The sequence below is a fragment of the Pseudomonas sp. IT-P12 genome (assembly GCF_949767465.1).
Classification (GTDB): Bacteria; Pseudomonadota; Gammaproteobacteria; order Pseudomonadales; family Pseudomonadaceae; genus Aquipseudomonas.
On the sequence record NZ_CATKPY010000024.1, the window covers coordinates 424,094 to 445,633 of the forward strand.

Annotated in this window: 18 protein-coding genes; 12 read left to right on the forward strand and 6 right to left on the reverse strand. The window is 63.9% G+C overall.

Translation table 11 applies throughout. The features are described 5' to 3' along the window. Window positions 1-44: 44 nt before the first annotated feature. A complete protein-coding gene (locus ACM6IM_RS22875; protein WP_414866380.1) occupies window positions 45-791 on the reverse strand; it encodes an NRDE family protein in 747 nt (248 codons plus the stop codon). Between the two features lie 133 nt (window positions 792-924). Here ACM6IM_RS22875 and ACM6IM_RS22880 point away from each other — a divergent pair, with 133 nt between their 5' ends. From ACM6IM_RS22880 to ACM6IM_RS22890, 3 genes are all read left to right on the forward strand, one after another. After that, on the forward strand, window positions 925-1,707 hold the full coding sequence (locus ACM6IM_RS22880) for a sulfite exporter TauE/SafE family protein (RefSeq protein ID WP_414866381.1): 783 nt from the start codon (window positions 925-927) through the stop codon (window positions 1,705-1,707). An 81-nt stretch (window positions 1,708-1,788) separates the two neighbouring features. After that, window positions 1,789-2,601, forward strand: coding sequence for a prolipoprotein diacylglyceryl transferase (gene lgt / locus ACM6IM_RS22885; protein WP_192306910.1), 813 nt, complete (start codon window positions 1,789-1,791; stop codon window positions 2,599-2,601). Window positions 2,602-2,649: 48 nt separating this feature from the next. Continuing rightward, the gene (locus tag ACM6IM_RS22890) at window positions 2,650-3,621 is read left to right on the forward strand and encodes a thymidylate synthase (protein WP_414866382.1); all 972 of its coding nucleotides are present in this window, start codon (window positions 2,650-2,652) and stop codon (window positions 3,619-3,621) included. Between the two features lie 123 nt (window positions 3,622-3,744). On the opposite strand, the gene cadR is transcribed toward ACM6IM_RS22890, so the two are convergent. Continuing rightward, window positions 3,745-4,194, reverse strand: a complete 450-nt coding sequence (cadR, locus tag ACM6IM_RS22895; RefSeq protein ID WP_192306906.1) for a Cd(II)/Pb(II)-responsive transcriptional regulator — start codon at window positions 4,192-4,194, stop codon at window positions 3,745-3,747. 84 nt (window positions 4,195-4,278) lie between these two features. Between cadR and ACM6IM_RS22900 the strand changes: the two genes are divergently transcribed. The 7 genes from ACM6IM_RS22900 (at window position 4,279) to ACM6IM_RS22930 (ending at window position 13,271) form a co-directional block, all read left to right on the forward strand. Further along, window positions 4,279-6,546: a heavy metal translocating P-type ATPase gene (locus ACM6IM_RS22900; protein ID WP_414866383.1), complete on the forward strand. Its 2,268-nt coding sequence runs from the start codon at window positions 4,279-4,281 to the stop codon at window positions 6,544-6,546. Between the two features lie 16 nt (window positions 6,547-6,562). Next, a complete protein-coding gene (locus ACM6IM_RS22905; protein WP_414866384.1) occupies window positions 6,563-7,426 on the forward strand; it encodes a LysR family transcriptional regulator in 864 nt (287 codons plus the stop codon). Between the two features lie 163 nt (window positions 7,427-7,589). Continuing rightward, on the forward strand, window positions 7,590-8,657 hold the full coding sequence (locus ACM6IM_RS22910) for a putative 2-aminoethylphosphonate ABC transporter ATP-binding protein (RefSeq protein ID WP_414866385.1): 1,068 nt from the start codon (window positions 7,590-7,592) through the stop codon (window positions 8,655-8,657). Further along, window positions 8,657-10,381, forward strand: a complete 1,725-nt coding sequence (locus ACM6IM_RS22915; RefSeq protein WP_414866386.1) for a putative 2-aminoethylphosphonate ABC transporter permease subunit — start codon at window positions 8,657-8,659, stop codon at window positions 10,379-10,381. Before ACM6IM_RS22910 ends, ACM6IM_RS22915 begins: the two co-directional genes overlap by 1 nt. 45 nt (window positions 10,382-10,426) lie before the next feature. After that, complete coding sequence (locus ACM6IM_RS22920; RefSeq protein WP_192306896.1) at window positions 10,427-11,452, forward strand: putative 2-aminoethylphosphonate ABC transporter substrate-binding protein; 1,026 nt, start codon at window positions 10,427-10,429, stop codon at window positions 11,450-11,452. Window positions 11,453-11,577: 125 nt separating this feature from the next. Beyond that, entirely contained in the window at window positions 11,578-12,711 is a 1,134-nt protein-coding gene (locus tag ACM6IM_RS22925; protein WP_414866387.1) for a TIGR03364 family FAD-dependent oxidoreductase, read from the forward strand. Beyond that, window positions 12,711-13,271, forward strand: coding sequence for a phosphonate degradation HD-domain oxygenase (locus ACM6IM_RS22930; RefSeq protein ID WP_414866388.1), 561 nt, complete (start codon window positions 12,711-12,713; stop codon window positions 13,269-13,271). Before ACM6IM_RS22925 ends, ACM6IM_RS22930 begins: the two co-directional genes overlap by 1 nt. Before the next feature lie 78 nt (window positions 13,272-13,349). Here ACM6IM_RS22930 and ACM6IM_RS22935 read toward each other — a convergent pair whose 3' ends face one another. Next, complete coding sequence (locus ACM6IM_RS22935) at window positions 13,350-14,726, reverse strand: GTPase/DUF3482 domain-containing protein (protein ID WP_414866389.1); 1,377 nt, start codon at window positions 14,724-14,726, stop codon at window positions 13,350-13,352. Next, complete coding sequence (locus tag ACM6IM_RS22940; RefSeq protein WP_414866390.1) at window positions 14,719-16,089, reverse strand: DUF2868 domain-containing protein; 1,371 nt, start codon at window positions 16,087-16,089, stop codon at window positions 14,719-14,721. The genes ACM6IM_RS22935 and ACM6IM_RS22940 overlap by 8 nt, the downstream gene beginning before the upstream one ends. 85 nt (window positions 16,090-16,174) lie before the next feature. On the opposite strand from ACM6IM_RS22940, the gene ACM6IM_RS22945 reads away from it, so the two are divergent. Further along, window positions 16,175-16,687 (forward strand): dihydrofolate reductase, encoded by a 513-nt coding sequence (locus tag ACM6IM_RS22945; RefSeq protein WP_414866391.1) that lies wholly within the window; start codon window positions 16,175-16,177, stop codon window positions 16,685-16,687. Between the two features lie 119 nt (window positions 16,688-16,806). On the opposite strand, the gene ACM6IM_RS22950 is transcribed toward ACM6IM_RS22945, so the two are convergent. After that, the gene (locus ACM6IM_RS22950) at window positions 16,807-18,198 is read right to left on the reverse strand and encodes an L-cystine transporter (RefSeq protein WP_414866392.1); all 1,392 of its coding nucleotides are present in this window, start codon (window positions 18,196-18,198) and stop codon (window positions 16,807-16,809) included. Between the two features lie 254 nt (window positions 18,199-18,452). On the opposite strand from ACM6IM_RS22950, the gene ACM6IM_RS22955 reads away from it, so the two are divergent. Then, window positions 18,453-19,517 (forward strand): haloacid dehalogenase-like hydrolase, encoded by a 1,065-nt coding sequence (locus tag ACM6IM_RS22955; protein WP_414866436.1) that lies wholly within the window; start codon window positions 18,453-18,455, stop codon window positions 19,515-19,517. A gap of 166 nt (window positions 19,518-19,683) precedes the next feature. On the opposite strand, the gene ilvD is transcribed toward ACM6IM_RS22955, so the two are convergent. After that, complete coding sequence (gene ilvD, locus ACM6IM_RS22960; protein WP_192306882.1) at window positions 19,684-21,525, reverse strand: dihydroxy-acid dehydratase; 1,842 nt, start codon at window positions 21,523-21,525, stop codon at window positions 19,684-19,686. Window positions 21,526-21,540: the final 15 nt, after the last annotated feature.

A 21,540-nucleotide genomic window follows, 5' to 3' on the forward strand; every position in this document is an offset into this window, starting at 1 on the left:
CATGAGGGAGCGAGCTTGCTCGGAAGGCGTCAGCCCGGACAACGCTATACGCGGATGTGCACCTCCCCAAGATGCCCGCCATAGGGCCCAAAACTCCGCTCGACCATCTGCCGCGAACCATCCGCCCGGACAATCAACGCCGTACTTGCCCGCGTGCCATAACTCTGGCTGGCAATGAACACGCTCGACAACATCGTCTCGGTCGCCAGCCCCACCCCGGTGTCCGGCAGCTCGGCGAACGGCGCCGTCTGCGTGTCACTGAGCAGCGCCAGCAACGCCTCGGGCTGCGGGTCGTCCAGCACCGCCTGCAGCATGGCCCGGGCCTTGAGCAACTTGGGCCACGGCGTGTCCAGCCCCGCATTAGACAAGCCGTAGACCCCCGGCTGCAACATCACCGCCTCGGCGGCGCGGGCGTGGTAGTACCACAACTCGTTGGCATTGCCGACCAGCAGGTTGAACCCGGCATATTCCAGCGAACGGCCGACAACGTCGTCCAGATAGTCATCGATCGGCATCTCGCCGCCGAGAAAGCGCGCGACCAATTCGCCACGGGATTTGCGTGCGGCCGGTTGGTGGGGATCGCGGATATTGGTCAGCGCGGCAAAGCGCCCGTTGGCACCGACCCCGAGCCAGGTGCCCCCGGCCTCCAGGTCGCGGCCGGCATAGACCTGCGGGGCGTGCGGCCATTGCGCCAGTGGCTGGCTGGGCCGGGCATAGAATTCGTCGCGGTTGGCCGCGACGATCAGCGGCAGGGCATGACCCGGGCGCCAGGCAAAGACAATCAGGCACATAAGGTGGTCCCTGTGTATTTTTGCCCACTCTACGCAGACATCGCTCATCGATCCATCGGCTTCACAGTAGAGCCGGAGGCCGTGCATCCGTTACCATGCCGATCCGGTTTTGACTCGAGAGTAGGGATCATCCATGGAGTTTCTGCTCTATCTGGCGCTTGGCGCCTGCGCAGGCGTGCTGGCCGGCCTGTTTGGCGTCGGTGGCGGGATCATCATCGTGCCCGTGCTGGTGTTCAGTTTCACCCTGCAGGGTTTCGATGCCTCGATCCTGACGCACCTGGCGGTCGGCACCTCCCTGGCGACGATCATCTTCACCTCGGTCAATGCGGTGCGCGAGCATCATCGCCGCGGTGCCGTGCGCTGGCCGATCTTTGCCTGGATGACCGTCGGTATCCTGATGGGGGCCGGAGTCGGCGCGTTGACCGCTGAAGCGATCTCCGGGCCCAACCTGCAGAAGATCATCGGCGTGTTCGCCTTGGTCATCGCCGCGCAACTGATGCTGGACGTCAAGCCCAAGGCCAGCCGAACGGTGCCCGGCAAAATCGGTCTGACCCTGGCGGGCACCGTGATTGGCTGGGCCTCGGCGATCTTCGGGATTGGCGGCGGGTCGCTGACCGTGCCGTTTCTGACCTGGCGCAGCGTGCCGATGCAGCAAGCCGTGGCGACGTCGTCGGCCTGCGGCCTGCCAATCGCCTTGGCCAGTGCATTGAGTTTCATGATTCTGGGGTGGCACGATCCGCTGTTGCCGGCCCATAGTCTCGGTTTCGTTTATCTGCCGGCGCTGCTGGGCATTGCCCTGACCAGCATGGTCTTCGCCCGCCTGGGGGCGCGACTGGCCCACAGGCTGTCGCCGCGCTTGCTGAAAAGGCTGTTCGCCGCTTTGCTGTTCTGCGTGGGTTTGAACTTCCTGCTCTGAGGCACCGCAATCCTGGCTTAATCCTGGCGTGACAGCGTCGCCCGGGAATTTTCAATGTTTCAACGCTTACGAGGAGTCGCAATGCTGCCTTACCCGCAGATCGACCCGGTGGCTTTGGCCATCGGTCCGCTGAAAATCCACTGGTACGGCCTGATGTACCTGATCGGCATCGGCGGTGCGTGGCTGCTGGCGTCGCGCCGGCTCAACCGCTTCGACCCGACCTGGACCAAGGAGAAACTCTCCGACATGGTGTTCTGGATGTCGATGGGCGTCATCGTCGGCGGTCGCCTGGGTTACGTGCTGTTCTACGATCTGAGTGCCTACCTCGCCAACCCGATGCTGATTTTCGAGGTGTGGAAGGGCGGCATGTCCTTCCATGGCGGCTTCATCGGCGTGATGCTGGCAGCGCTGTGGTTCGGCAAGAAGCACAACAAGTCGTTCTTCCAGCTGATGGACTTCGTGGCGCCGATGGTGCCGATCGGCCTGGGCGCCGGGCGTATCGGCAATTTCATCAACGCCGAATTGTGGGGCAAGGCCACCGACGTGCCGTGGGCCATGGTGTTCCCGCCGTTCAGCGATCCGGCACAACTGCCGCGTCACCCATCGCAGCTGTACCAGTTCGCCCTGGAAGGCGTCGCGCTGTTCCTGATCCTGTGGCTGTACTCGCGCAAGCCGCGGCCCACCATGGCGGTGTCGGGAATGTTCGCGCTGTTCTACGGGATCTTCCGGTTCATCGTCGAATTCGTCCGCGTACCGGATGCGCAACTGGGCTACCTGGCCTGGAACTGGCTGACCATGGGTCAGGTGCTGTGCGTGCCGATGATCATCGGCGGCCTGTTCCTGATCTGGCTGGCCTACAATCGCGCACCGGCGCCGCCAGCGGCTGCTGCATAAATTCGAACCCCGGGGCTCCGGCCCCGGGTTCAAGGACACAGGTAACTCATGAAGCAATATCTCGAACTGGTCGCCCACGTCATCAAGAACGGCACCAAGCAAGCCAACCGCACTGGCGTGAACACCATCAGCTTCCCCGGCGCGATGCTGCGTTATGACCTGCAGGAAGGTTTTCCGGCGATCACCACCCGCAAGATGGCCTTCAAGTCGGCCATTGGCGAAATGTGCGGCTTCCTGCGTGGGGTGAACAACGCCGCCGAATTCCGCGCGCTGGGTTGCAAGGTCTGGGACCAGAACGCCAACGAAAACGCCCAGTGGCTGGCCAACCCGTTCCGCCAGGGCGAAGACGACCTCGGCGAGATCTATGGCGTGCAATGGCGCAAATGGCCGGCGTACAAGCAGATCCCGCTCAGCAACCCGGCGGCCATCGAGCAGACCTTGAGCCAGGGCTATCGCCAGATCGCCGAAGGCGAAGAAGACGGCCAGGCCTACGTGGTGCTGTACAAGGCGATCGATCAGGTCCGCCAGTGCGTCGACACCATCATCAAGGACCCGGGCAGCCGCCGCATCCTGTTCCACGGTTGGAACGTTGCGCAACTCGATGAAATGGCCTTGCCACCGTGCCATCTGCTGTATCAGTTCCACCCGAATGTCGAGACCAGAGAGATTTCCCTGACCCTCTACATCCGCTCCAACGACCTGGGCCTGGGCACGCCGTTCAACCTCACCGAGGGCGCGGCACTGCTGAGCCTGATCGGTCGCCTGACCGGTTATACGCCGCGTTGGTTCACCTATTTCATCGGTGACGCGCACGTCTATGAAAATCACCTGGACATGCTCAACGAACAGCTCAAGCGCGAGCCGTTCCCGATGCCGAAGCTGGTGATCAGCGACCGTGTGCCGGAGTTTGCCAGGACGGGTGTGTATCAGCCGGAATGGCTGGAGTTGATCGAGCCGGGTGATTTCTCGCTAGAGGGTTATCAGCACCATGCGCCGATGACGGCGCCGATGGCCGTTTAAAAAATACGCAATCGCTGTGGGAGCGAGCTTGCTCGCGAAAGCGCTACATCAGTCGACTTCACGGTTGAATGATCCACCGCATTCGCGAGCAGGCTCGCTCCCACACTGGGTTTTGTGATGGGCTCAGTGGCCGTGACTACGCCCCACATGCGAAGGCTCGACCTCCGTCGCCACCACCCCGCCACTGACCTCCAGCCGCTGCAGGATCCCGCACTGATCGATATCCGGCCCTTCGCCACAGCGGCGGCGCAGGTCGATCAACTGCGCCTGCAGCGCCAGCAACCCGTCGATTCGTGCCTTCACGTGATGAATGTGTTCGTCGACCAGCGCATTCACGCTTTCGCACTGGTCCTGCGGGCTGTCGCGAAACGCCAGCAGGCTGCGGATCTCCTCGAGCGTCATGTCGAGGGTGCGGCAGTTGCGGATAAAGGTCAGGCGTTCGGCGTGAGCCTGGGTATAGACCCGGTAGTTGCCGTCACTGCGGGCCGGTTCCGGCAGCAGGTTCTCGCGCTCGTAGTAGCGGATGGTCTCCACCGCGCAGTCGGTCAGTTTTGCCAGTTCGCCGATTTTCATGACGCTGCTCTCCAAATGGGTGCTTGACCCTATAGTGGCTACAGGGTCTTTACTTGGCAACAGGCACATTCATGGACGCGACCAATGAGCGATTCCCGGCACTCTCACTCTCATTCCCCTGACACCGGCACTGGCTGCTGCAGCAAACTCACGCCCGTTGCCAAGCCTGTGCATGAACATCATGGCGACAGCTGCTGTTCGTCCAAGGCCGCGCCGGCGCTGGTCCAACTGACCGAAGCCCCCAGCGCCAATGCGCGGCTGAGCAGTTTTCGCATCGAAGCGATGGACTGCCCGACCGAGCAGACGCTGATCCAGAACAAGCTGGGCAAGCTGGCGGGGGTGCAGCAGCTGGAGTTCAACCTGATCAACCGCGTGCTGGGCGTCACCCACGACCTGCCGGACACGGCGCCCATCATCGAGGCGATCAAGTCCCTGGGCATGCAGGCCGAGCCGCTGGAACCGGGCGTCGAAGCACCTGCGCCAGCCCCTGAGAAAAAGCCGTGGTGGCCATTGGCGCTGTCGGGTGTGACCGCGCTCGCCGCCGAAGTGGTGCATTTCACCAGTGCGGCGCCGGATGGGGTGGTGGCGATCATCGCGTTGATCTCGATCTTCAGCGGCGGCCTCGGCACCTACAAGAAGGGCTGGATTGCCCTGAAGAACCTCAACCTGAACATCAACGCGCTGATGAGCATCGCGGTGACCGGTGCGATCCTGATCGGCCAGTGGCCGGAAGCGGCGATGGTGATGTTCCTGTTTACCGTCGCCGAGTTGATCGAAGCCAAATCCCTGGACCGCGCGCGCAATGCCATCAGTGGCCTGATGCAGATGACGCCGGAACAGGCCACGGTGTTGCAGGCCGATGGCCGCTGGCTGGAACAGGACGTCAAGATGATCGAGTTGGGCGCGCGGGTGCGGGTGCGGCCCGGCGAGCGGATCGCCCTGGACGGTGAGGTGGTCTCTGGCAGTTCCACCATCGATCAGGCGCCGATTACCGGCGAAAGCCTGCCGGTGGAGAAGACCGTGGGCGACAAGGTCTTCGCCGGCACCATCAATCAGGCCGGTGCCCTGGAATATGCCGTGACGGCCGCCGCCAATAACTCGACCCTGGCGCGGATCATCCACGCCGTCGAGCAGGCGCAGGGCGCACGGGCACCGACCCAGCGTTTCGTGGACCAGTTCTCGAAGATCTACACCCCCGCGGTGTTTATCCTGGCCCTGGCGGTGGCGGTGATTCCACCGTTGTTCATCGAAGGCGCGGCCTGGTTCGACTGGATCTACCGAGCGCTGGTATTGCTGGTGGTCGCCTGCCCTTGTGCGCTGGTGATTTCCACCCCGGTGACCATCGTCAGCGGCCTCGCGGCGGCGGCGCGCAAAGGGATCCTGGTCAAGGGCGGCGTCTACCTGGAGGGCGGCTACAAGCTCGATTACCTGGCGCTGGACAAGACCGGTACGATCACCCATGGCAAACCGGTGCAGACTGATTACCTGGCGCTCGACCCTACGGCCGAAGCCCGCGCGCCGGCGATTGCCGCCGCGCTGGCCGGGCGCTCGGATCACCCGGTGTCGCTGGCCATCGCCCTGGCGGCTGTGGATAAAGGCCTGGCGCCGCTGCCTGTGGATAACTTTGCCGCGCTGGCCGGTCGCGGTGTGCGCGGGGAGATCGACGGTCAGGTCTACCACTTGGGCAATCACCGCCTGGTGGAAGAGCTGAAGTTGTGCTCGCCGGCGCTGGAGGAAAAGCTGTTTGCGCTGGAGAAACAGGGCAAGTCCGTGGTGTTGCTGCTCGACGCCTCAGGCCCGTTGGCGCTGTTTGCCGTGGCCGATACCGTGAAGGACTCCAGCCGCGAGGCGATCCGGCAGCTGCATGAGTTGGGCATCAAGACCCTGATGCTCACCGGCGACAATGTTCACACCGCCCAGGCGATTGCTGCGCAGGTGGGCATCGACGAAGCCAAAGGCGATCTGCTGCCGACCGACAAATTGCAGGCCATCGAGGCGCTTTATGCGCGGGGGCATCAGGTCGGCATGGTCGGCGACGGCATCAACGACGCCCCTGCGCTGGCGCGTGCGCAGATCGGTTTCGCCATGGCCGCAGCGGGCACCGATACGGCCATCGAAACCGCCGATGTCGCCCTGATGGACGACGATTTGCGCAAGATTCCAGCGTTTATTCAGCTGTCCCGGCAAACCTCGAGCATCCTCAAGCAGAACATTGCCCTCGCTTTGGTCATCAAGGCGATCTTTCTTGGGGTAACCTTCTTCGGGTTCGCCACCATGTGGATGGCGGTGTTCGCCGACATGGGCGTGAGCCTGTTGGTGGTGTTCAACGGTTTGCGCCTGTTGCGCAAGTAACGGATGAGGGGCGGGTGTGCTGAGTGCCGAGCTGAAGGCGTTTTACATGGTGGCCCGCCTGGGCAGCATTACCCTGGCGGCGAAAAAGCTCGGCTTGAGCCAGCCCACGGTGACGACCCAGATTCGTCACCTGGAAAGCCAGTACTCCGTCGAGCTGTTCTACCGTGGCGGCCGTCGGCTCAGCGTCAGCGATGAAGGGGCGCGGCTGCTGCCGATGGTCAAGGCGCTGTTGCAGCAGGAAGCGGACATCGAGTTTTTCCTGCGCAACAGCGGCCAGGTCCAGGGCACGTTGCGTATTGCGGCCACGGCGCCTTACTACATCCTCGATCTGGTGAAGACCTTTCGCGAACGCTTGCCCCAGGTCGACGTGTCGGTGGAGATCGGCAACTCCCAACAGGTGCTCGAAGCCCTGGAGGATTACCGGGTGGACGTCGCCGCCTCTTCCCAGTTGCTCGATGATGCGCGGTTGATTCGCCGGGTGCTCGGCAGCGATCCCCTGGTGCTGGCGGTGCATCGCAACCATCCATTGGCGGTGCATGACCATGTGCCGCTCAGCGCGCTGCTCGGGCACACGCTGCTGATGCGCGAATCAGGCTCCACGACCCGGCGCCTGACCGAAGAACTGTTGGCCGGCGCCGGCGTGGATTTCGGGCCGCTGCTGGAGATCGGCAGCCGGGAATCGATCCGTGAGGCGGTGCTGCGCAACATCGGCATCAGCATCATTGCCCGGCAGGAAGTCCCGCACGACCCGCAATTGCGGGTGCTGACCCTCGAGAATGCGCCGCAGATTCCCGAGTACCTGTATTGCCTCAAGGAGCGCAAAGGGGCGCGGTTGCCGGCGGCATTTCTCGGTGTGGCGCAGGAAATGTCCCCGGCCTGAGGTCTTCGTTGTCTGAACTGGCCTCATCGCAGGGGCGCCACAGGCCCCGAATCTTCCGAACCCAAATCCCCGAATACCACTATCGGCCGTTTTTGCCTCACTGCCACATGACGGACGCATTACAACTCTAGGATGGCCTTCATCTGCTCGATGAGGTCCGCCCATGAACAACCCGATCCTGACCACCCCCGGCGCCCCGATGAAGGTGCGTGGCGTGCAGAAACGCTTCGGCGCGTTTACCGCGCTGGATAACGTCTCCCTCGATGTGGCGGCCGGTGAACTGGTGTGCCTGCTGGGCCCGTCAGGTTGCGGCAAAACCACCTTGCTGCGCTGCATCGCCGGTCTGGAAAAACAGGATGACGGCGAGCTGTTCCTCGGGGGGCGTAACGTCTCCGACCTGCCGCCGCAGGCCCGTGACTACGGGATTCTGTTTCAGTCCTACGCGCTGTTCCCCAATCTCACCGTCGAGGCGAACATTGCCTACGGCCTCGCCGGCAGCGGCCGCGAGGAAATGCGCCAGCGTGTCGCTCAGATGCTGGAGCTGGTAGGCCTGGCCGGCAGTGAGAAGAAATACCCCGGCCAATTGTCAGGCGGACAGCAGCAGCGCGTGGCGCTGGCCCGGGCCTTGGCGCCGTCGCCGTCGCTGTTGTTGCTCGACGAGCCGATGTCGGCGCTCGACGCCCGGGTCCGCGAGCACCTGTGCACCGAGCTGCGCCAATTGCAGCGCAGCCTCGGCATCACCACCCTGATGGTCACCCACAATCAGGAAGAGGCCATGCTGATGGCCGACCGCATTGCCGTGATGAACAACGGCAAGGTCGAGCAGTACGCCACGCCACAGGAAATCTACGATCGCCCGGCCACGCCGTTCGTTGCGGAGTTCGTCGGACAGGGCAACTGGCTGCCTTTCCACCGCAGCAGCGACAGTCACGCCCGGGTCGGCGGGCTGAACATGCGCCTGGCGGATGGCAGCGCCAGGACGGCCTCGGGCCGTCTGTTCTGTCGTCCCGAGGCGATCAGCGTCAACCCGGTGATGCACGAGGAAAATCTTTTCCCGGCCAGGGTTCGCGAAATCACCTTCCTCGGCAACCGCTGCCGCATGAGCTTCGAGCTTGACCAACTGCCGGGCCATGCGCTGTTGGCGGAACTCACGCCGCAAGCCATGCCGCGCCTCGGCGCGCAGCAGATCATGGTCGCCTTGCCGCCCCACAGCCTGCAGGTGTTCGCCTGATGAGCGCCAACGTCGCGCTGCCGATACCGAACAAGCAGGTCCGGCAGGTCTCCCGTGCCGAGATCGGCGACCGGGTGTTCGTGGTCGGTGGCAAGGTCCTGTTGCTGCTGTTGCTCACCCTGGCGGTACTGATGCCGCTGCTGGCGATCTTCTGGCGCGGGTTCAGTTCGCAGGCCGGGCAGGGCGGTGGCCTGGCCGCTGCCGCTGAATTGGTGACCAGTGCCAACTTCCACTGGCTGCTCGGCAACAGCCTGAAGGTGTCCCTGAGCGTCGCGGCCATTGTCGTGCCGCTGGCGTACCTGTTCGCCTACGCCCTGCAACGCACGTTGATTCCGGGCAAGGGCCTGTGGCGTGGCATCTCGTTGTTGCCGTTGATGGCGCCGTCGATGCTGCCCGGTATCGCGCTGGTCTACCTGTTCGGCAACCAGGGGCTGTTGCGCGGCCTGCTCTCGGACAACATCTACGGTTTCTGGGGCATTGTGCTGGGCGAGGTCATCTACACCTTTCCCCACGCCTTGATGATTTTGCTGTCGGCGCTGTCCCTGGCGGATGCGCGGCTGTTCGATGCCGCTTCGAGCATGGGCGCGAGCCCGGCAAAAGCCTTTCGCAGCATCACCTGGCCGGCCACGCGTCAGGCCGTGTTCGCCGCGTTCTGCCTGGTGTTCACCCTGACCATCACTGACTTCGGCGTACCGGTGGTGGTCGGTGGCGACTATCAGGTGCTGGCGCTGGAAGCCTACAAGGCCGTGGTCGGCCAACAACAGTTCGGCCGTGGCGCTTTGATCGGCATGGTCCTGCTGCTGCCGGCGCTGTTCAGTTTCGGTGTCGATGCCTGGTTGCGTCGACGCCATGGCGACGCCATGAGCGGTCGGGCACAGGTGTTCCAGCCGGCACCCTGCAGGCGCCGTGATGGCTGCTACCTGGCCATCGTGTTGTTGATCTGCGCGGTGTTGTTGCTGGTGTTCGGCATGGCCGTGTTCTCTTCGCTGGTGAAATTCTGGCCCTACAACTTGTCGCTGTCGCTCAACCATTACCAGTTCAACGACACGGCCGGTGGTGGCTGGCTGGCCTATGGCAACAGCGTGAAGATGGCTATCTATTCAGCCTTGATTGGCAGCGTGCTGATCTTCACCGGCGCGTACCTGATGGAAAAAACCCGGGGCCAGCGCGGCCTGAACCTGACCCTGCGCCTGCTCAGTTTCGTGCCAATGGCGGTGCCGGGGTTGGTGCTGGGCCTGGGTTACGTCTTCTTCTTCAACCTCACCGGCAACCCGTTGCATGTGCTGTACGGGAGCATGACCCTGCTGGTGGTCTGCACCATCGCTCACTATTTGACCACCGCGCAAATGACGGCAACTACCGCGCTGCGCCAGCTCGACAGCGAGTTCGAGGCCGCCGCGCTGTCGCTCAAGGCGCCGCTGTACCGACATTACCTGCGGGTCACCGTGCCGATCTGCCTGCCGGCGCTGCTGGACATCGTGCGCTACCTGTTCGTCTCGGCCATGACCACCGTCTCGGCGGCGATCTTCCTCTACAGCCCCGACACGATCCTGGCGGCGGTGGCGGTACTGAACATGGACGACGCCGGCAACGTCGGCGGCGCGGCGGCGATGTCGACCCTGATTCTGTTCACCTCGGCGGGCGTGTCCCTGCTGCTGGCCTGGGCCTCGCGCGGGTTGTTGCGTCGCTCCCAGGCCTGGCGGCAGACCGCGCCCGGTCATTGATTCGCCTTGTCCTTGTCCCACACCCCTCAACACAGGAAAAAGATCATGTTCAAGCCCATGGCCCTGGCCGCTGCTGTCCTCACTGCTTTCAGCCTGAACGCCTTCGCGGCGAAAACCGAGTTGACGGTGTACACCGCGCTCGAAGCCGAACAACTGAAGACCTACAAGGAAGCCTTCGAGAAGGCCAACCCGGACGTCGAGATCAAGTGGGTACGCGATTCCACCGGCATCATCACGGCCAAGCTGCTGGCGGAAAAAGCCCGCCCGCAGGCCGACGCGGTGTGGGGCCTGGCGGCGTCCAGCCTGGCGATCCTCGACCAGCAGGGCATGCTGCAAAGCTACGCGCCAAAGGACCTGGGCAAAATCGGCGGCAACTACCGCGATGCCGCCAACCCGCCTGCGTGGGTGGGCATGGACGTCTGGGCCGCGACCATTTGCTTCAACACGGTCGAAGCCGAAAAGCAGGGCCTGAGCAAACCGGTGAGCTGGCAGGACCTGACCAAGCCTGAGTACAAAGGCAAGATCGTGATGCCGAACCCGGCATCGTCCGGCACCGGTTTCCTCGACGTCAGCGCCTGGTTGCAGACCTTCGGCGAGAAGCAGGGCTGGCAGTACATGGACGACCTGCACCAGAACATCGGCCAGTACGTTCACTCCGGTTCCAAGCCGTGCAAACTGGCGGCGGCCGGCGAATTCCCGATTGGCATTTCCTTCGAATACCCGGCCGTTCAGCTCAAGCGCCAGGGCGCGCCGCTGGACATCATCCTGCCGAAGGAAGGCCTGGGCTGGGAGATTGAAGCCACCGCCGTGATCAAGGGCACGCCACACGAGGACGCGGCGAAAAAACTGGCGGACTTCTCGGCCAGCCCGCAGGCGATGGAGCTGTACAAGGAAAACTTCGCCGTGCTCGCCCAGCCCGGCATCGCCAAGCCGCAGACCGAACTGCCGGCCGACTACGAGCAGCGCCTGATCAAGAACGACTTCGCCTGGGCCTCGAAGCATCGCGACGAGATCCTGGCCGAATGGCGCAAGCGTTATGACGGCAAGTCCGAGAAAGTGGCGGCCAAGTAGATCTCCATCGGCAGGAATGCCGCCATCGCGAGCAGGCTCGCTCCCACATTAATTGTGTGCAACACAGATCTATTGTGGGAGCGAGCCTGCTCGCGATAGCGGTCGTCAATCCAGGACATTTTCAAATGACCCAACACAACGACATGCTGATCGTCGGCGCCGGCATCCTCGGCCTGTCCCACGCCTACGCCGCCGCCAGGCGCGGCTTGAAGGTCCGCGTTTTCGAACGCAGCGAAACGCCTCTGGGCGCTTCGGTGCGCAACTTCGGCCAGGCCCTGGTCACCGGCCAGCCGCCGGGCCCGATGCTCGAACTGGCCAAGGCCAGTCGCGACATCTGGGGACAATGGGCGCAGCTCGCCGGCCTGCACCTCAAGCGTAACGGCTCCTACCTGTTCGCCCGCACCGAGGCACAGGAGCATTTGCTCGAGGCGTTCTGCGCGGGTCGCGCCGTGCAACACGGTTACCGCGTCGAACTGCTGCAAGGCGCGGCGTTGCGCGACCTGTACGGCGGCCAGTTCAGCCATCACCGCGCCGCGTTGCATGGCCTGGACGACCAGCAACTGTATTCCCGCGAGGCGCTGCCGGCGTTGATCGACTACCTGCGCCGCGAGTTGAAGGTCGAGTTCCACTTCTCCACCCTGGTGCGCGACATCGAGCCAGGCCGCCTGCACAGCACGGCGGGCACCTTCAGCGCCGAGCAGATCATCGTTTGCTCCGGTCACGATTATCAGACGCTGCTGGCGGAGCCGATCGCCGAACTCGAACCGCGCATCTGCCGCCTGCAAATGCTCCGCGCCCGGCCACAGGTCAATCTCAACCTGCAACACGCACTGCTCACCGGGTTGAGCGGCGTGCATTACGGCGCCTTCGCCGATCTGCCGGAAGCGGCGGCGGTGCAGGCGCAAATCCTTCGCGACGAACCGCACCTGCACGACAACGGCATCCACTTGCTGATCAGCCCGACGCCTTACGGCGAACTGATCATCGGCGATTCCCACCACTACGGCCGCGACGCCTCGCCCTTCAACAGCGAGCAGGTTGACGACTGGATGATCGAACTGGCCGAACAGACGCTGCGCTGCAAGGTGAGAGTGGTCGAGCGCTGGCAGGGTGTCTATGGTGCACGCGGGCCGGGTCCCTTCTCGTTCCTGCGTCCGGCCCCAGGCCTGGGCGTGGCGCTGATGCATACGGGCGTTGGCATGAGCGTCGGGCCGGCCATGGCTGAACACAATGTCGCGACTGTGCTGGGAGAATGTTGATGGACCGTCATGCGCAGGTGATCGATGAGGTCTTCGCCCTGTACCAACGCTTCGGCGACAGCGACTACATCGGCGAGCCGGTGTCGCAGATCGAACACATGTCCCAGGCCGCCGAACTGGCCATGGCCGAAGGCTTCGATGACGAAGTGGTGCTGGCGGCGTTCTTCCATGACATCGGGCACATCTGCGTCGAGCGCGCGGACAACATGGGCGGCTTTGGCGTGGTCAGCCATGAACGGCTGGGCGCCGATTACCTGCGTCGCGCCGGTTTCAGCGAGCGCCTGGCGCGATTGGTGGAGTATCACGTGCAGGCCAAACGTTACCTGACACTCACGGAGCCGGGGTACTACGAGCGCCTGAGCGAAGCGAGTCGGCGGACCCTGGAATACCAGGGCGGGGTGATGAGCGCTGCCCAAGCGCAGGCCTTCGAACGGGACCCGCTGTGCGCGATCAGCCTGCGCATGCGCCAGTGGGATGAACTGGCCAAGAAAACGGGGGTGCCGGTGATGGACCTTGAGGTGTTGAAGGGCAAGGCAGCCGAGGTTCTAGCCAGGGCCTGAACCGAGTCACGGCTATCGCGAGCAGGGATCACCTCGAACCTGTGGGAGCGAGCCTGCTCGCGATGGGGTTTCAGAGAACTAAAGCTGCTGCGCCAACAGCTCGACCTGCTCCTGGCGTTCGGCCTGGCTCAACTTGGGATGCGGATTGAGTGACGACCACTGCGGATGCGCCCGCGCCTTGTTCAGGGCTTCGGGCAGTTTGCCTTCGCGCCAGGTCTTGTCCTGAGGCGTGGCGACCTGGATGCTGTCCAGTGCCGCATGGCCACGGGCATTCAATGCTTGCAGCAGTTGCCGCTGACGCAGGGCCAACAGACGCAGCACGCTGTCGTCGACCGTCAGTTCGCGCTGGCCCCTGATCTTGCCGAGCAGGCGACTGCCATAGCTGCGTGCCGTCTGCAGGGCACCGCCGGCAATCGCCCCGGCCAGGGCGGCGGCGCCCAGGGTAATGCCGCCCACCAGCAGGTCGACGCCGGCCCCGGCCGCTGCGCCGGCTGCGATGCCGCCGCCGACCCGCACGCCCAACAGCTTGAGGGTTTCGGGGTTGAACAGGTCGTCGCCCCAGCGCCCATCGAGCAGCGGCAGGTCACTGGCGGCGGCGTCCTGCGGGCGGAAGGCGTAGAGCTTGAGCAAGGCTTCGACGCAGCGTTGTTCGCGTTGCCGAACGGCCTTGCGCAACTCGCCCACGGCGTGCTGTTCCTGCGCCGCCTCGCTGGCCACGCTGCGTCGGCAGGCGGCGCAATCGATCAACAATTCGGCAATCAACCGCTTCGCACTGTGCTGGCGAGCCAGGCGCTGGGCCTGTTGGTCGGCGATCAGTCGCTGCAGGGGCTCCCGGGCGTTTTCCAGCAGCAACGCGAGGCTTTCATAGAGCCGGCGTTCGCCATCCTCCGGCGGGGCGACGCTGTCGAAACGCACCAGGGCGTGCAAGCCCAGGCGTGCCAAGGCTTCGCGCCAATCCGGCTCGCGGTGGTGGGCGCTACTGACAAAGTTCAGCACCGGCAGCAGCGGTTTGCCGCAGCTGGCCAGCACTTCCAGTTCGTCGCGGTACTTGGCCAGCACCGGTTCGCGGGCGTCGATCACGTAGAGGCCGGCGTCGCAGGTCAGCAGTTGCCGCAACACCTTGGCCTCCTGTTCGAAACGCTGCCGGGCTTCGCTGCCTTCGAGGAAGCGGGCCAGGCGCGCCGGGCCGTCGAGGCGCTCCCCCGGTCGTTCCAGGCGTTCGAGGTAGTCGAGCAGGGCGATGGCGTCTTCCAGGCCGGGCGTATCGAACAGGTCGAGCAAGGGTTCGCCATCCACCGACAGCCGCGCACCTTCGACGTGTCGCGTGGTGCTGGGGCGATGGGACACTTCGCCGAAGCCGACATCCCGGGTCAGCGTGCGCAGCAACGAGGTTTTGCCGACGTTGGTGTGACCCACCACGGCGAGCTTCAGCGGCGGTTTCCAGGATTCAGTCATGACCGGTCTCCAGCCAGTTCAGCGGGGCGCAGTCGGCGTACGGCAGTTCCAGCTGTTGCAGCGCCACATGCCAGTCGCCCAGGCGTTCGGCATCCAGCGCTTCGCCTGGCGGTGCCTGGAGCAACCAGATACGCGTGGCGCTGGCGTTGCGCGCCAGTTCGGCGATCAAGGCCAGGCTGCCGCGATCCGGTGAGCGACGCGGATCGCAGGCGATGACCAGGCGCGCCGCCGGAAAGCGGCTGAGCTGTTCGAGGAGCCGGTGGCGAGATTCGCGGCTGTCGAGGATGCCCGCGTCACTCACGGTTTTCGGCAGGGACGGCGGCCAGGGGCGCTGACCGTCGAGCTCGATGGCCACCAGCAGTGCGCCCTCGCTTTGCAGCTCGCTGGCCGTGCTTTGCTCGTGATGCAACTGCTCGGGCGCGGCGTCGCTGATGCCCAGGCGTTCGCTGGTGGGCATCAGACGCTCGCGCAGTTGCGCGTAGCCGGGCAGGTTCAGGTCCAGGTGCAGCCGGGCGCGTCCGCGTTTCCAGCGCCACAGGCACAGTAGCGCCAGCAACAGGCGCGGCAGCAGGCCGTAGACCACGAGCACCCCGACCAGCCAGGTCGCCCAGGCCTGACGGGCGCTTTCGATGTTCAGTGCGGCGTCGCCACTGGCGCGGATCATCTCCACCGTCGGCACGTTGAATCCCAGCAGCGCCGGCAGGGTGCCGAGGGCCTGGGTCAGGGTCACGAAGGTGTCGGCGCCGAGCAGGGTGGTTTCCCAGACGAAGCCGTAGCGCCGGGTCGCCATCAGCGCCAGCAGGATGACCAGGGCGCTGAACATCGCCAGCAGCCATACGCCGTTGACCAGCACGCCGAGTGCCCAGCGATTGAGCTTGTGTCGTTGCAGCAACAGCAGCAGGGCGGGGGCCAGTTGCGCAGCCTTGGCGTCGCGCGCGAGTTTCTCGCTGAGCCACAACCATAGGCGCCCCAGTGTCGCGCCGTGCTCGCCGGCAAACACCAGCCCCAGCGCCCAGCTCAGCAGCAGAATCAGGTTCAGCCCGAGCAGGCTGCCCAGGGCCCAGAACACGTTCACCGGCGCCTGTCCGTTGCCCAGCGCGGCGAAGGCCAGTCCGGCGCCGCTGACCACGGCCAGCACGGCCAGCACCAACAGCGCTAGTCGCGCACCCTGCAGCCAATGCCGCAGAGCATCGCTCAGCCCATCGCGCTCGGCCAGCCACAGGGCGCGACGTTGAATCCGTGCCGACAGGTCGCCGCCGGCACTGCGGGCCACTCGATTGGCTTCGGGGTCATCCAGCGGGCCCGCGTGCTCTTCACGCAGGCGAATGGTTTCCGTCAGCCAGAGGTTGTTCAGTTCAGTCACGCGCCATCCCGTCGCTCCATTGAGCTGTGAGCATAACCGCTGTGGCGCTTATCGGGGTACGGGAGGCTCTGGTATCCTCGCCGGCATGACTAAATCACTTCCCCTCAGCCTGATCGCAGCCCTCGGTGAAAACCGCGTGATCGGCGTCGACAACAGCATGCCCTGGCACCTGCCGGGGGACTTCAAATACTTCAAGGCCACCACCCTGGGCAAGCCGATCATCATGGGGCGCAAGACCTGGGATTCGCTCGGTCGTCCGCTGCCGGGGCGCCTGAACATCGTGGTCAGCCGTCAGGCGGGCCTGGTGCTGGAAGGCGCGGAGGTTTACCCGTCGCTCGAAGCGGCGGTGATTCGCGCCGAGCAATGGGCGAAAGAACAGGGCGCCGATGAGCTGATGCTGATTGGCGGCGCGCAGTTGTATGCGCAAGGGATGGCCGAGGCGGACCGGCTGTACCTGACCCGCGTGGCGCTGAGCCCGGAGGGGGATGCGTGGTTTCCGGAGTTTGACTTGAACGAATGGAAGCTGGTGTCGAATGTGCCGAATGCGGCGGAAGGCGACAAACCAGCGTACACCTTCGAAGTCTGGGAAAAGGCTTGAAAGCTTCGCTGGCAAGCCAGCTCCCACAGTGCCCAGGGTGAATCACCTGTTGCGTGAACACCATAGATCCCTGTGGGAGCTGGCTTGCCAGCGATGGGGCCAGATCAGGCGCTGAAGATTCAGGCGTGCGCCAGCTCCGCGTGCTCATCCGCATCCAGCAACGCCTTGTCCGTCTGCTGCATCACCTGGCTGGTGATCGCCCCGGCCGTGATCGAACCGCTCACGTTCAACGCCGTGCGCCCCATGTCGATCAGCGGCTCCACCGATATCAGCAACGCCACCAGTGACACCGGCAAGCCCATGGCCGGCAGCACGATCAGCGCCGCGAACGTCGCGCCACCGCCCACGCCGGCCACGCCGGCCGAACTCAGGGTCACGATCGCCACCAGTGTGGCAATCCACAACGGGTCCAGCGGGTTGATGCCCACGGTCGGCGCGACCATCACCGCCAACATCGCCGGGTACAGGCCGGCGCAACCGTTCTGGCCAATGGTCGCGCCAAACGAAGCGGCGAAACTCGCCACCGACTGCGGGATGCCCAGGCGGCTGGTCTGCGCTTCGATGCTCAACGGAATGGTCGCGGCGCTCGAACGGCTGGTGAAGGCGAACGTCAGCACCGGCCAGATTTTGCGGAAGAAACGCAGCGGATTGATCCCGGCCGCCGACACCAGCACGCCGTGGACTACAAACATCAGGCCCAGGCCGAGGTAGGACACCACCACGAAACTGCCGAGCTTGATGATGTCCTGCAGGTTGGAACCCGCGACGACCTTGGTCATCAGCGCCAGCACGCCGTAGGGGGTCAGCTTCATCACCAGACGCACCAGACGCATCACCCAGGCTTGCAAGGTGTCGATGGCGTTGAGCACTTTCTGGCCTTTTTCCACGTCATCCTTGAGCAACTGCAACGCGGCAACCCCGAGGAACGCCGCGAAGATCACCACGCTGATGATCGAGGTCGGCTTGGCCCGTGCCAGGTCGGCGAACGGATTCTGCGGGATGAACGACAGCAGCAGTTGCGGCACATTCAGGTCCGCGACCTTGCCGGCATAGTCGGTCTGGATGGTTTGCAGGCGCGCCATTTCCTGAGTGCCAGCCACCAGCCCTTCGGCGGTGAGGCCGAACAGGTTGGTCAAGCCGATGCCGATCAACGCCGCGATGGCGGTGGTGAACAGCAGGGTGCCGATGGTCAGGAAGCTGATCTTGCCCAGCGACGAGGCGTTGTGCAGGCGGGCCACGGCGCTGAGGATCGAGGCAAACACCAGCGGGATCACGATCATTTGCAGCAACTGCACGTAACCGTTGCCCACCAGGTCGAACCAGCCGATCGAGGCTTTCAGCACCGGGTTGCCGGCGCCATAAGTCGTGTGCAGGGCAACACCGAATGCCACGCCGAGCACCAGCGCGAGCAGGACTTTTTTTGCCAGGCTCCAGTTGGTGTGGCGGGTTTGTGCCAGGCCCAGGAGCAGGGCAAGGAACACCAGTAGATTGAGAATCAGCGGCAGATTCATAAACACTCCGAAGTGACGTATGCCAGCCACCGTCCGGGGCAGCTGCGAACCGGCAAGCCTAACAGCTTGATTTTCAATGAATTAATACCAAAAAAATCTGACAACTGTCGTTTTTGGAATAAGGCGGTGTCGCTGTCGGGGATGCAGCTGGCGCGAAAGGGATGTGTGCGGTCGCTGACAGGCGTGGGCTGTCACACTTATTTGTTAGCGTCGGGGTTCTTGAATCAGGACCTTTCAATGAGGGAAGCATGCCAATGAAACGTGCACCGAAATTTCTGGCCGCTTTGGGATTGAGCTTGAGCCTGGGCCTTGCCGGCCACGCGGGCGCAACGGATTTGAAACACTGGCCCGCCGATCAGGCCAAGGCGCTGGACGCCATGATCGCGGCCAATGCCAACAAGGGTAACTACGCGGTGTTCGACATGGACAACACCAGTTACCGCTACGACCTTGAAGAGTCGTTGCTGCCGTTCATGGAGAACAAGGGCCTGATCACCCGCGACAAACTCGACCCCTCCCTGAGACTGATGCCCTTCAAGGACACCGCTGACCACAAGGAAAGTCTGTTCAGCTACTACTACCGCCTCTGTGAAGTCGACGACATGGTCTGCTACCCCTGGGTCGCCCAGGTGTTCTCCGGCTTCACGCTGCAGGAACTCAAGGGTTATGTCGACGAACTGATGGCTTCCGGCAAACCGGTGCCGGCCACTTACTACGAAGGCGATGTGGTCAAGAACCTCGACGTCAACCCGCCGAAAATCTTCACCGGCCAGCAAGAGCTGTACAACAAGCTGATGGAGAACGGCATCGAGGTCTACGTGATGACCGCCGCTTCCGAAGAGCTGGTGCGGATGGTGGCTTCGGATCCGAAGTACGGCTACAACGTCAAGCCGCAGAACGTGATCGGCGTGAGCCTGCTGCTCAAGGACCGCAAGACCGGTGAACTGACCACCGCACGCAAGCAGGTCACCGCCGGCAAGTATGACGAGAAGGCCAACCTCGGCCTTGAACTGACCCCTTACCTGTGGACCCCGGCCACCTGGATGGCCGGCAAGCACGCGGCGATCCTGACCTATATCGACGAGTGGAAAAAGCCGGTCCTGGTCGGTGGCGACACCCCGACCAGCGACGGCTACATGCTGTTCCACGATGTGGACGTGGCCAAGGGCGGCATCCACCTGTGGATCAACCGCAAGGACAAGTACATGACCCAGCTCAACGGCATGATGGCCAAGCATGCGGCGGCCCAGGCCAAGGAAGGGTTGCCGGTCACGGCGGACAAGAACTGGGTGATCGTCAAGCCTGAGGAGATTCAGTAAAGCCCCCTGTGGGAGCGAGCCTGCTCGCGAGGCGGGGTGTCAGCCAGCCTGCATCTCGACGGGCACGACGCTTTCGCGAGCAGGCTCGCTCCCACATGGACTGAGGTGAACGCGCAAAAAAAATGCCCCGCACTTGGCGGGGCATTTTCATTGCGGCGGCTGACGCTTACAGGCCGTCGAGCATCGCCTTGTTGCGCACCGCACCCTTGTCGGCGCTGGTCGCCAGCAGGGCGTAGGCTTTCAGGGCGGTGGTGACCTTGCGTGGGCGTTTTTCCACAGGCTTCCAGCCTTTTTTATCCTGCTCGACCCGGCGCGCGGCCAGCTCTTCGTCGCTGATCAACAGGTTGATCGAGCGGTTCGGAATGTCGATCAGCACCTTGTCGCCGTCCTGCACCAGGCCAATCGCGCCGCCGGCCGCCGCTTCCGGAGAGGCATGGCCGATGGACAGGCCCGAGGTGCCGCCGGAGAAACGGCCGTCGGTGAGCAGGGCGCAGGCTTTGCCCAGGCCCTTGGATTTCAGGTACGACGTCGGGTAAAGCATTTCCTGCATGCCCGGGCCGCCTTTCGGACCTTCGTAGCGAATGATGACGATGTCGCCTTCCTTCACTTCGTCGGCGAGGATGCCGCGTACGGCGCTGTCCTGGCTTTCGAAGATCTTCGCGTTGCCTTCGAAGACGTGGATCGACTCGTCGACGCCAGCGGTTTTCACCACGCAGCCGTCCAGGGCGATGTTGCCGTACAGCACGGCCAGGCCGCCTTCTTTCGAGTAGGCGTGTTCGAAACTGCGAATGCAGCCGTTTTCACGGTCGTCGTCCAGGGTTTCCCAACGGGTCGACTGGCTGAACGCGGTCTGCGTCGGGATGCCCGCCGGGCCGGCCTTGAAGAAGTGATGCACCGCTTCGTCGTCGGTCTGGGTGATGTCCCACTTGGCGATGGCTTCTTCCATGCTGCGGCTGTGCACGGTCGGCAGGTCGGTGTGCAGCAGGCCGCCACGGGCCAGCGAGCCGAGGATGCTGAAGATCCCGCCGGCACGGTGCACGTCTTCCATGTGGTACTTCTGGATGTTCGGCGCGACCTTGCACAGTTGCGGCACCTGGCGCGACAGGCGATCGATGTCGCGCAGGTCGAAATCGATCTCCGCCTCCTGGGCCGCCGCCAGCAAGTGCAGGATGGTGTTGGTCGAGCCACCCATGGCGATGTCGAGCATCATGGCGTTTTCGAACGCCTTGAAGTTGGCGATGTTGCGCGGCAATACCGACTGGTCGTCCTCGCCGTAGTAACGCTTGCACAGCTCGACGATGGTGCGACCGGCTTGCAGGAACAGCTGCTCGCGGTCGCTGTGGGTGGCCAGGGTCGAACCGTTGCCCGGCAGGGCCAGGCCCAGGGCCTCGGTCAGGCAGTTCATCGAGTTGGCGGTGAACATGCCGGAGCACGAACCGCAGGTCGGGCAGGCACTGCGCTCATACTCGGCGACCTTCTCGTCAGAAGCGCTGGAGTCGGCGGCGATCACCATGGCGTCGACCAGGTCGAGACCGTGGCTGGCCAGCTTGGTCTTGCCGGCTTCCATCGGGCCGCCGGACACGAAGATCACCGGGATGTTCAGGCGCAGGGCGGCCATCAGCATGCCAGGGGTGATCTTGTCGCAGTTGGAAATGCACACGATGGCGTCGGCGCAGTGAGCATTGACCATGTACTCGACGGAGTCGGCAATGATCTCGCGGCTCGGCAGCGAATAGAGCATGCCGTCATGGCCCATGGCGATGCCGTCGTCCACGGCGATGGTGTTGAATTCCTTGGCCACGCCGCCCGCGCGTTCGATTTCACGGGCCACCAGTTGACCCAGGTCCTTGAGGTGGACGTGGCCCGGTACGAACTGGGTAAAGGAGTTGGCAATGGCGATGATCGGCTTCTTGAAGTCGTCATCTTTCATCCCCGTGGCACGCCACAGTGCGCGGGCACCGGCCATGTTGCGGCCATGGGTGGATGTTTTCGAGCGGTAATCAGGCATGAAGCACTCCGGGCG

Coding starts and splice junctions, on each gene's coding strand:
- ACM6IM_RS22890 (WP_414866382.1), top strand. CDS start 2,650: ATGAAGCAATATCTCGAACTGGTCGCCCACGTCATCAAGAACGGCACC.
- ACM6IM_RS22950 (WP_414866392.1), bottom strand. CDS start 18,198: ATGAATCTGCCGCTGATTCTCAATCTACTGGTGTTCCTTGCCCTGCTC.
- ACM6IM_RS22910 (WP_414866385.1), top strand. CDS start 7,590: ATGAACAACCCGATCCTGACCACCCCCGGCGCCCCGATGAAGGTGCGT.
- ACM6IM_RS22930 (WP_414866388.1), top strand. CDS start 12,711: ATGGACCGTCATGCGCAGGTGATCGATGAGGTCTTCGCCCTGTACCAA.
- ACM6IM_RS22875 (WP_414866380.1), bottom strand. CDS start 791: ATGTGCCTGATTGTCTTTGCCTGGCGCCCGGGTCATGCCCTGCCGCTG.
- cadR (WP_192306906.1), bottom strand. CDS start 4,194: ATGAAAATCGGCGAACTGGCAAAACTGACCGACTGCGCGGTGGAGACC.
- ACM6IM_RS22900 (WP_414866383.1), top strand. CDS start 4,279: ATGAGCGATTCCCGGCACTCTCACTCTCATTCCCCTGACACCGGCACT.
- ilvD (WP_192306882.1), bottom strand. CDS start 21,525: ATGCCTGATTACCGCTCGAAAACATCCACCCATGGCCGCAACATGGCC.
- ACM6IM_RS22945 (WP_414866391.1), top strand. CDS start 16,175: ATGACTAAATCACTTCCCCTCAGCCTGATCGCAGCCCTCGGTGAAAAC.
- ACM6IM_RS22925 (WP_414866387.1), top strand. CDS start 11,578: ATGACCCAACACAACGACATGCTGATCGTCGGCGCCGGCATCCTCGGC.
- lgt (WP_192306910.1), top strand. CDS start 1,789: ATGCTGCCTTACCCGCAGATCGACCCGGTGGCTTTGGCCATCGGTCCG.
- ACM6IM_RS22935 (WP_414866389.1), bottom strand. CDS start 14,726: ATGACTGAATCCTGGAAACCGCCGCTGAAGCTCGCCGTGGTGGGTCAC.
- ACM6IM_RS22880 (WP_414866381.1), top strand. CDS start 925: ATGGAGTTTCTGCTCTATCTGGCGCTTGGCGCCTGCGCAGGCGTGCTG.
- ACM6IM_RS22920 (WP_192306896.1), top strand. CDS start 10,427: ATGTTCAAGCCCATGGCCCTGGCCGCTGCTGTCCTCACTGCTTTCAGC.
- ACM6IM_RS22915 (WP_414866386.1), top strand. CDS start 8,657: ATGAGCGCCAACGTCGCGCTGCCGATACCGAACAAGCAGGTCCGGCAG.
- ACM6IM_RS22955 (WP_414866436.1), top strand. CDS start 18,453: ATGAAACGTGCACCGAAATTTCTGGCCGCTTTGGGATTGAGCTTGAGC.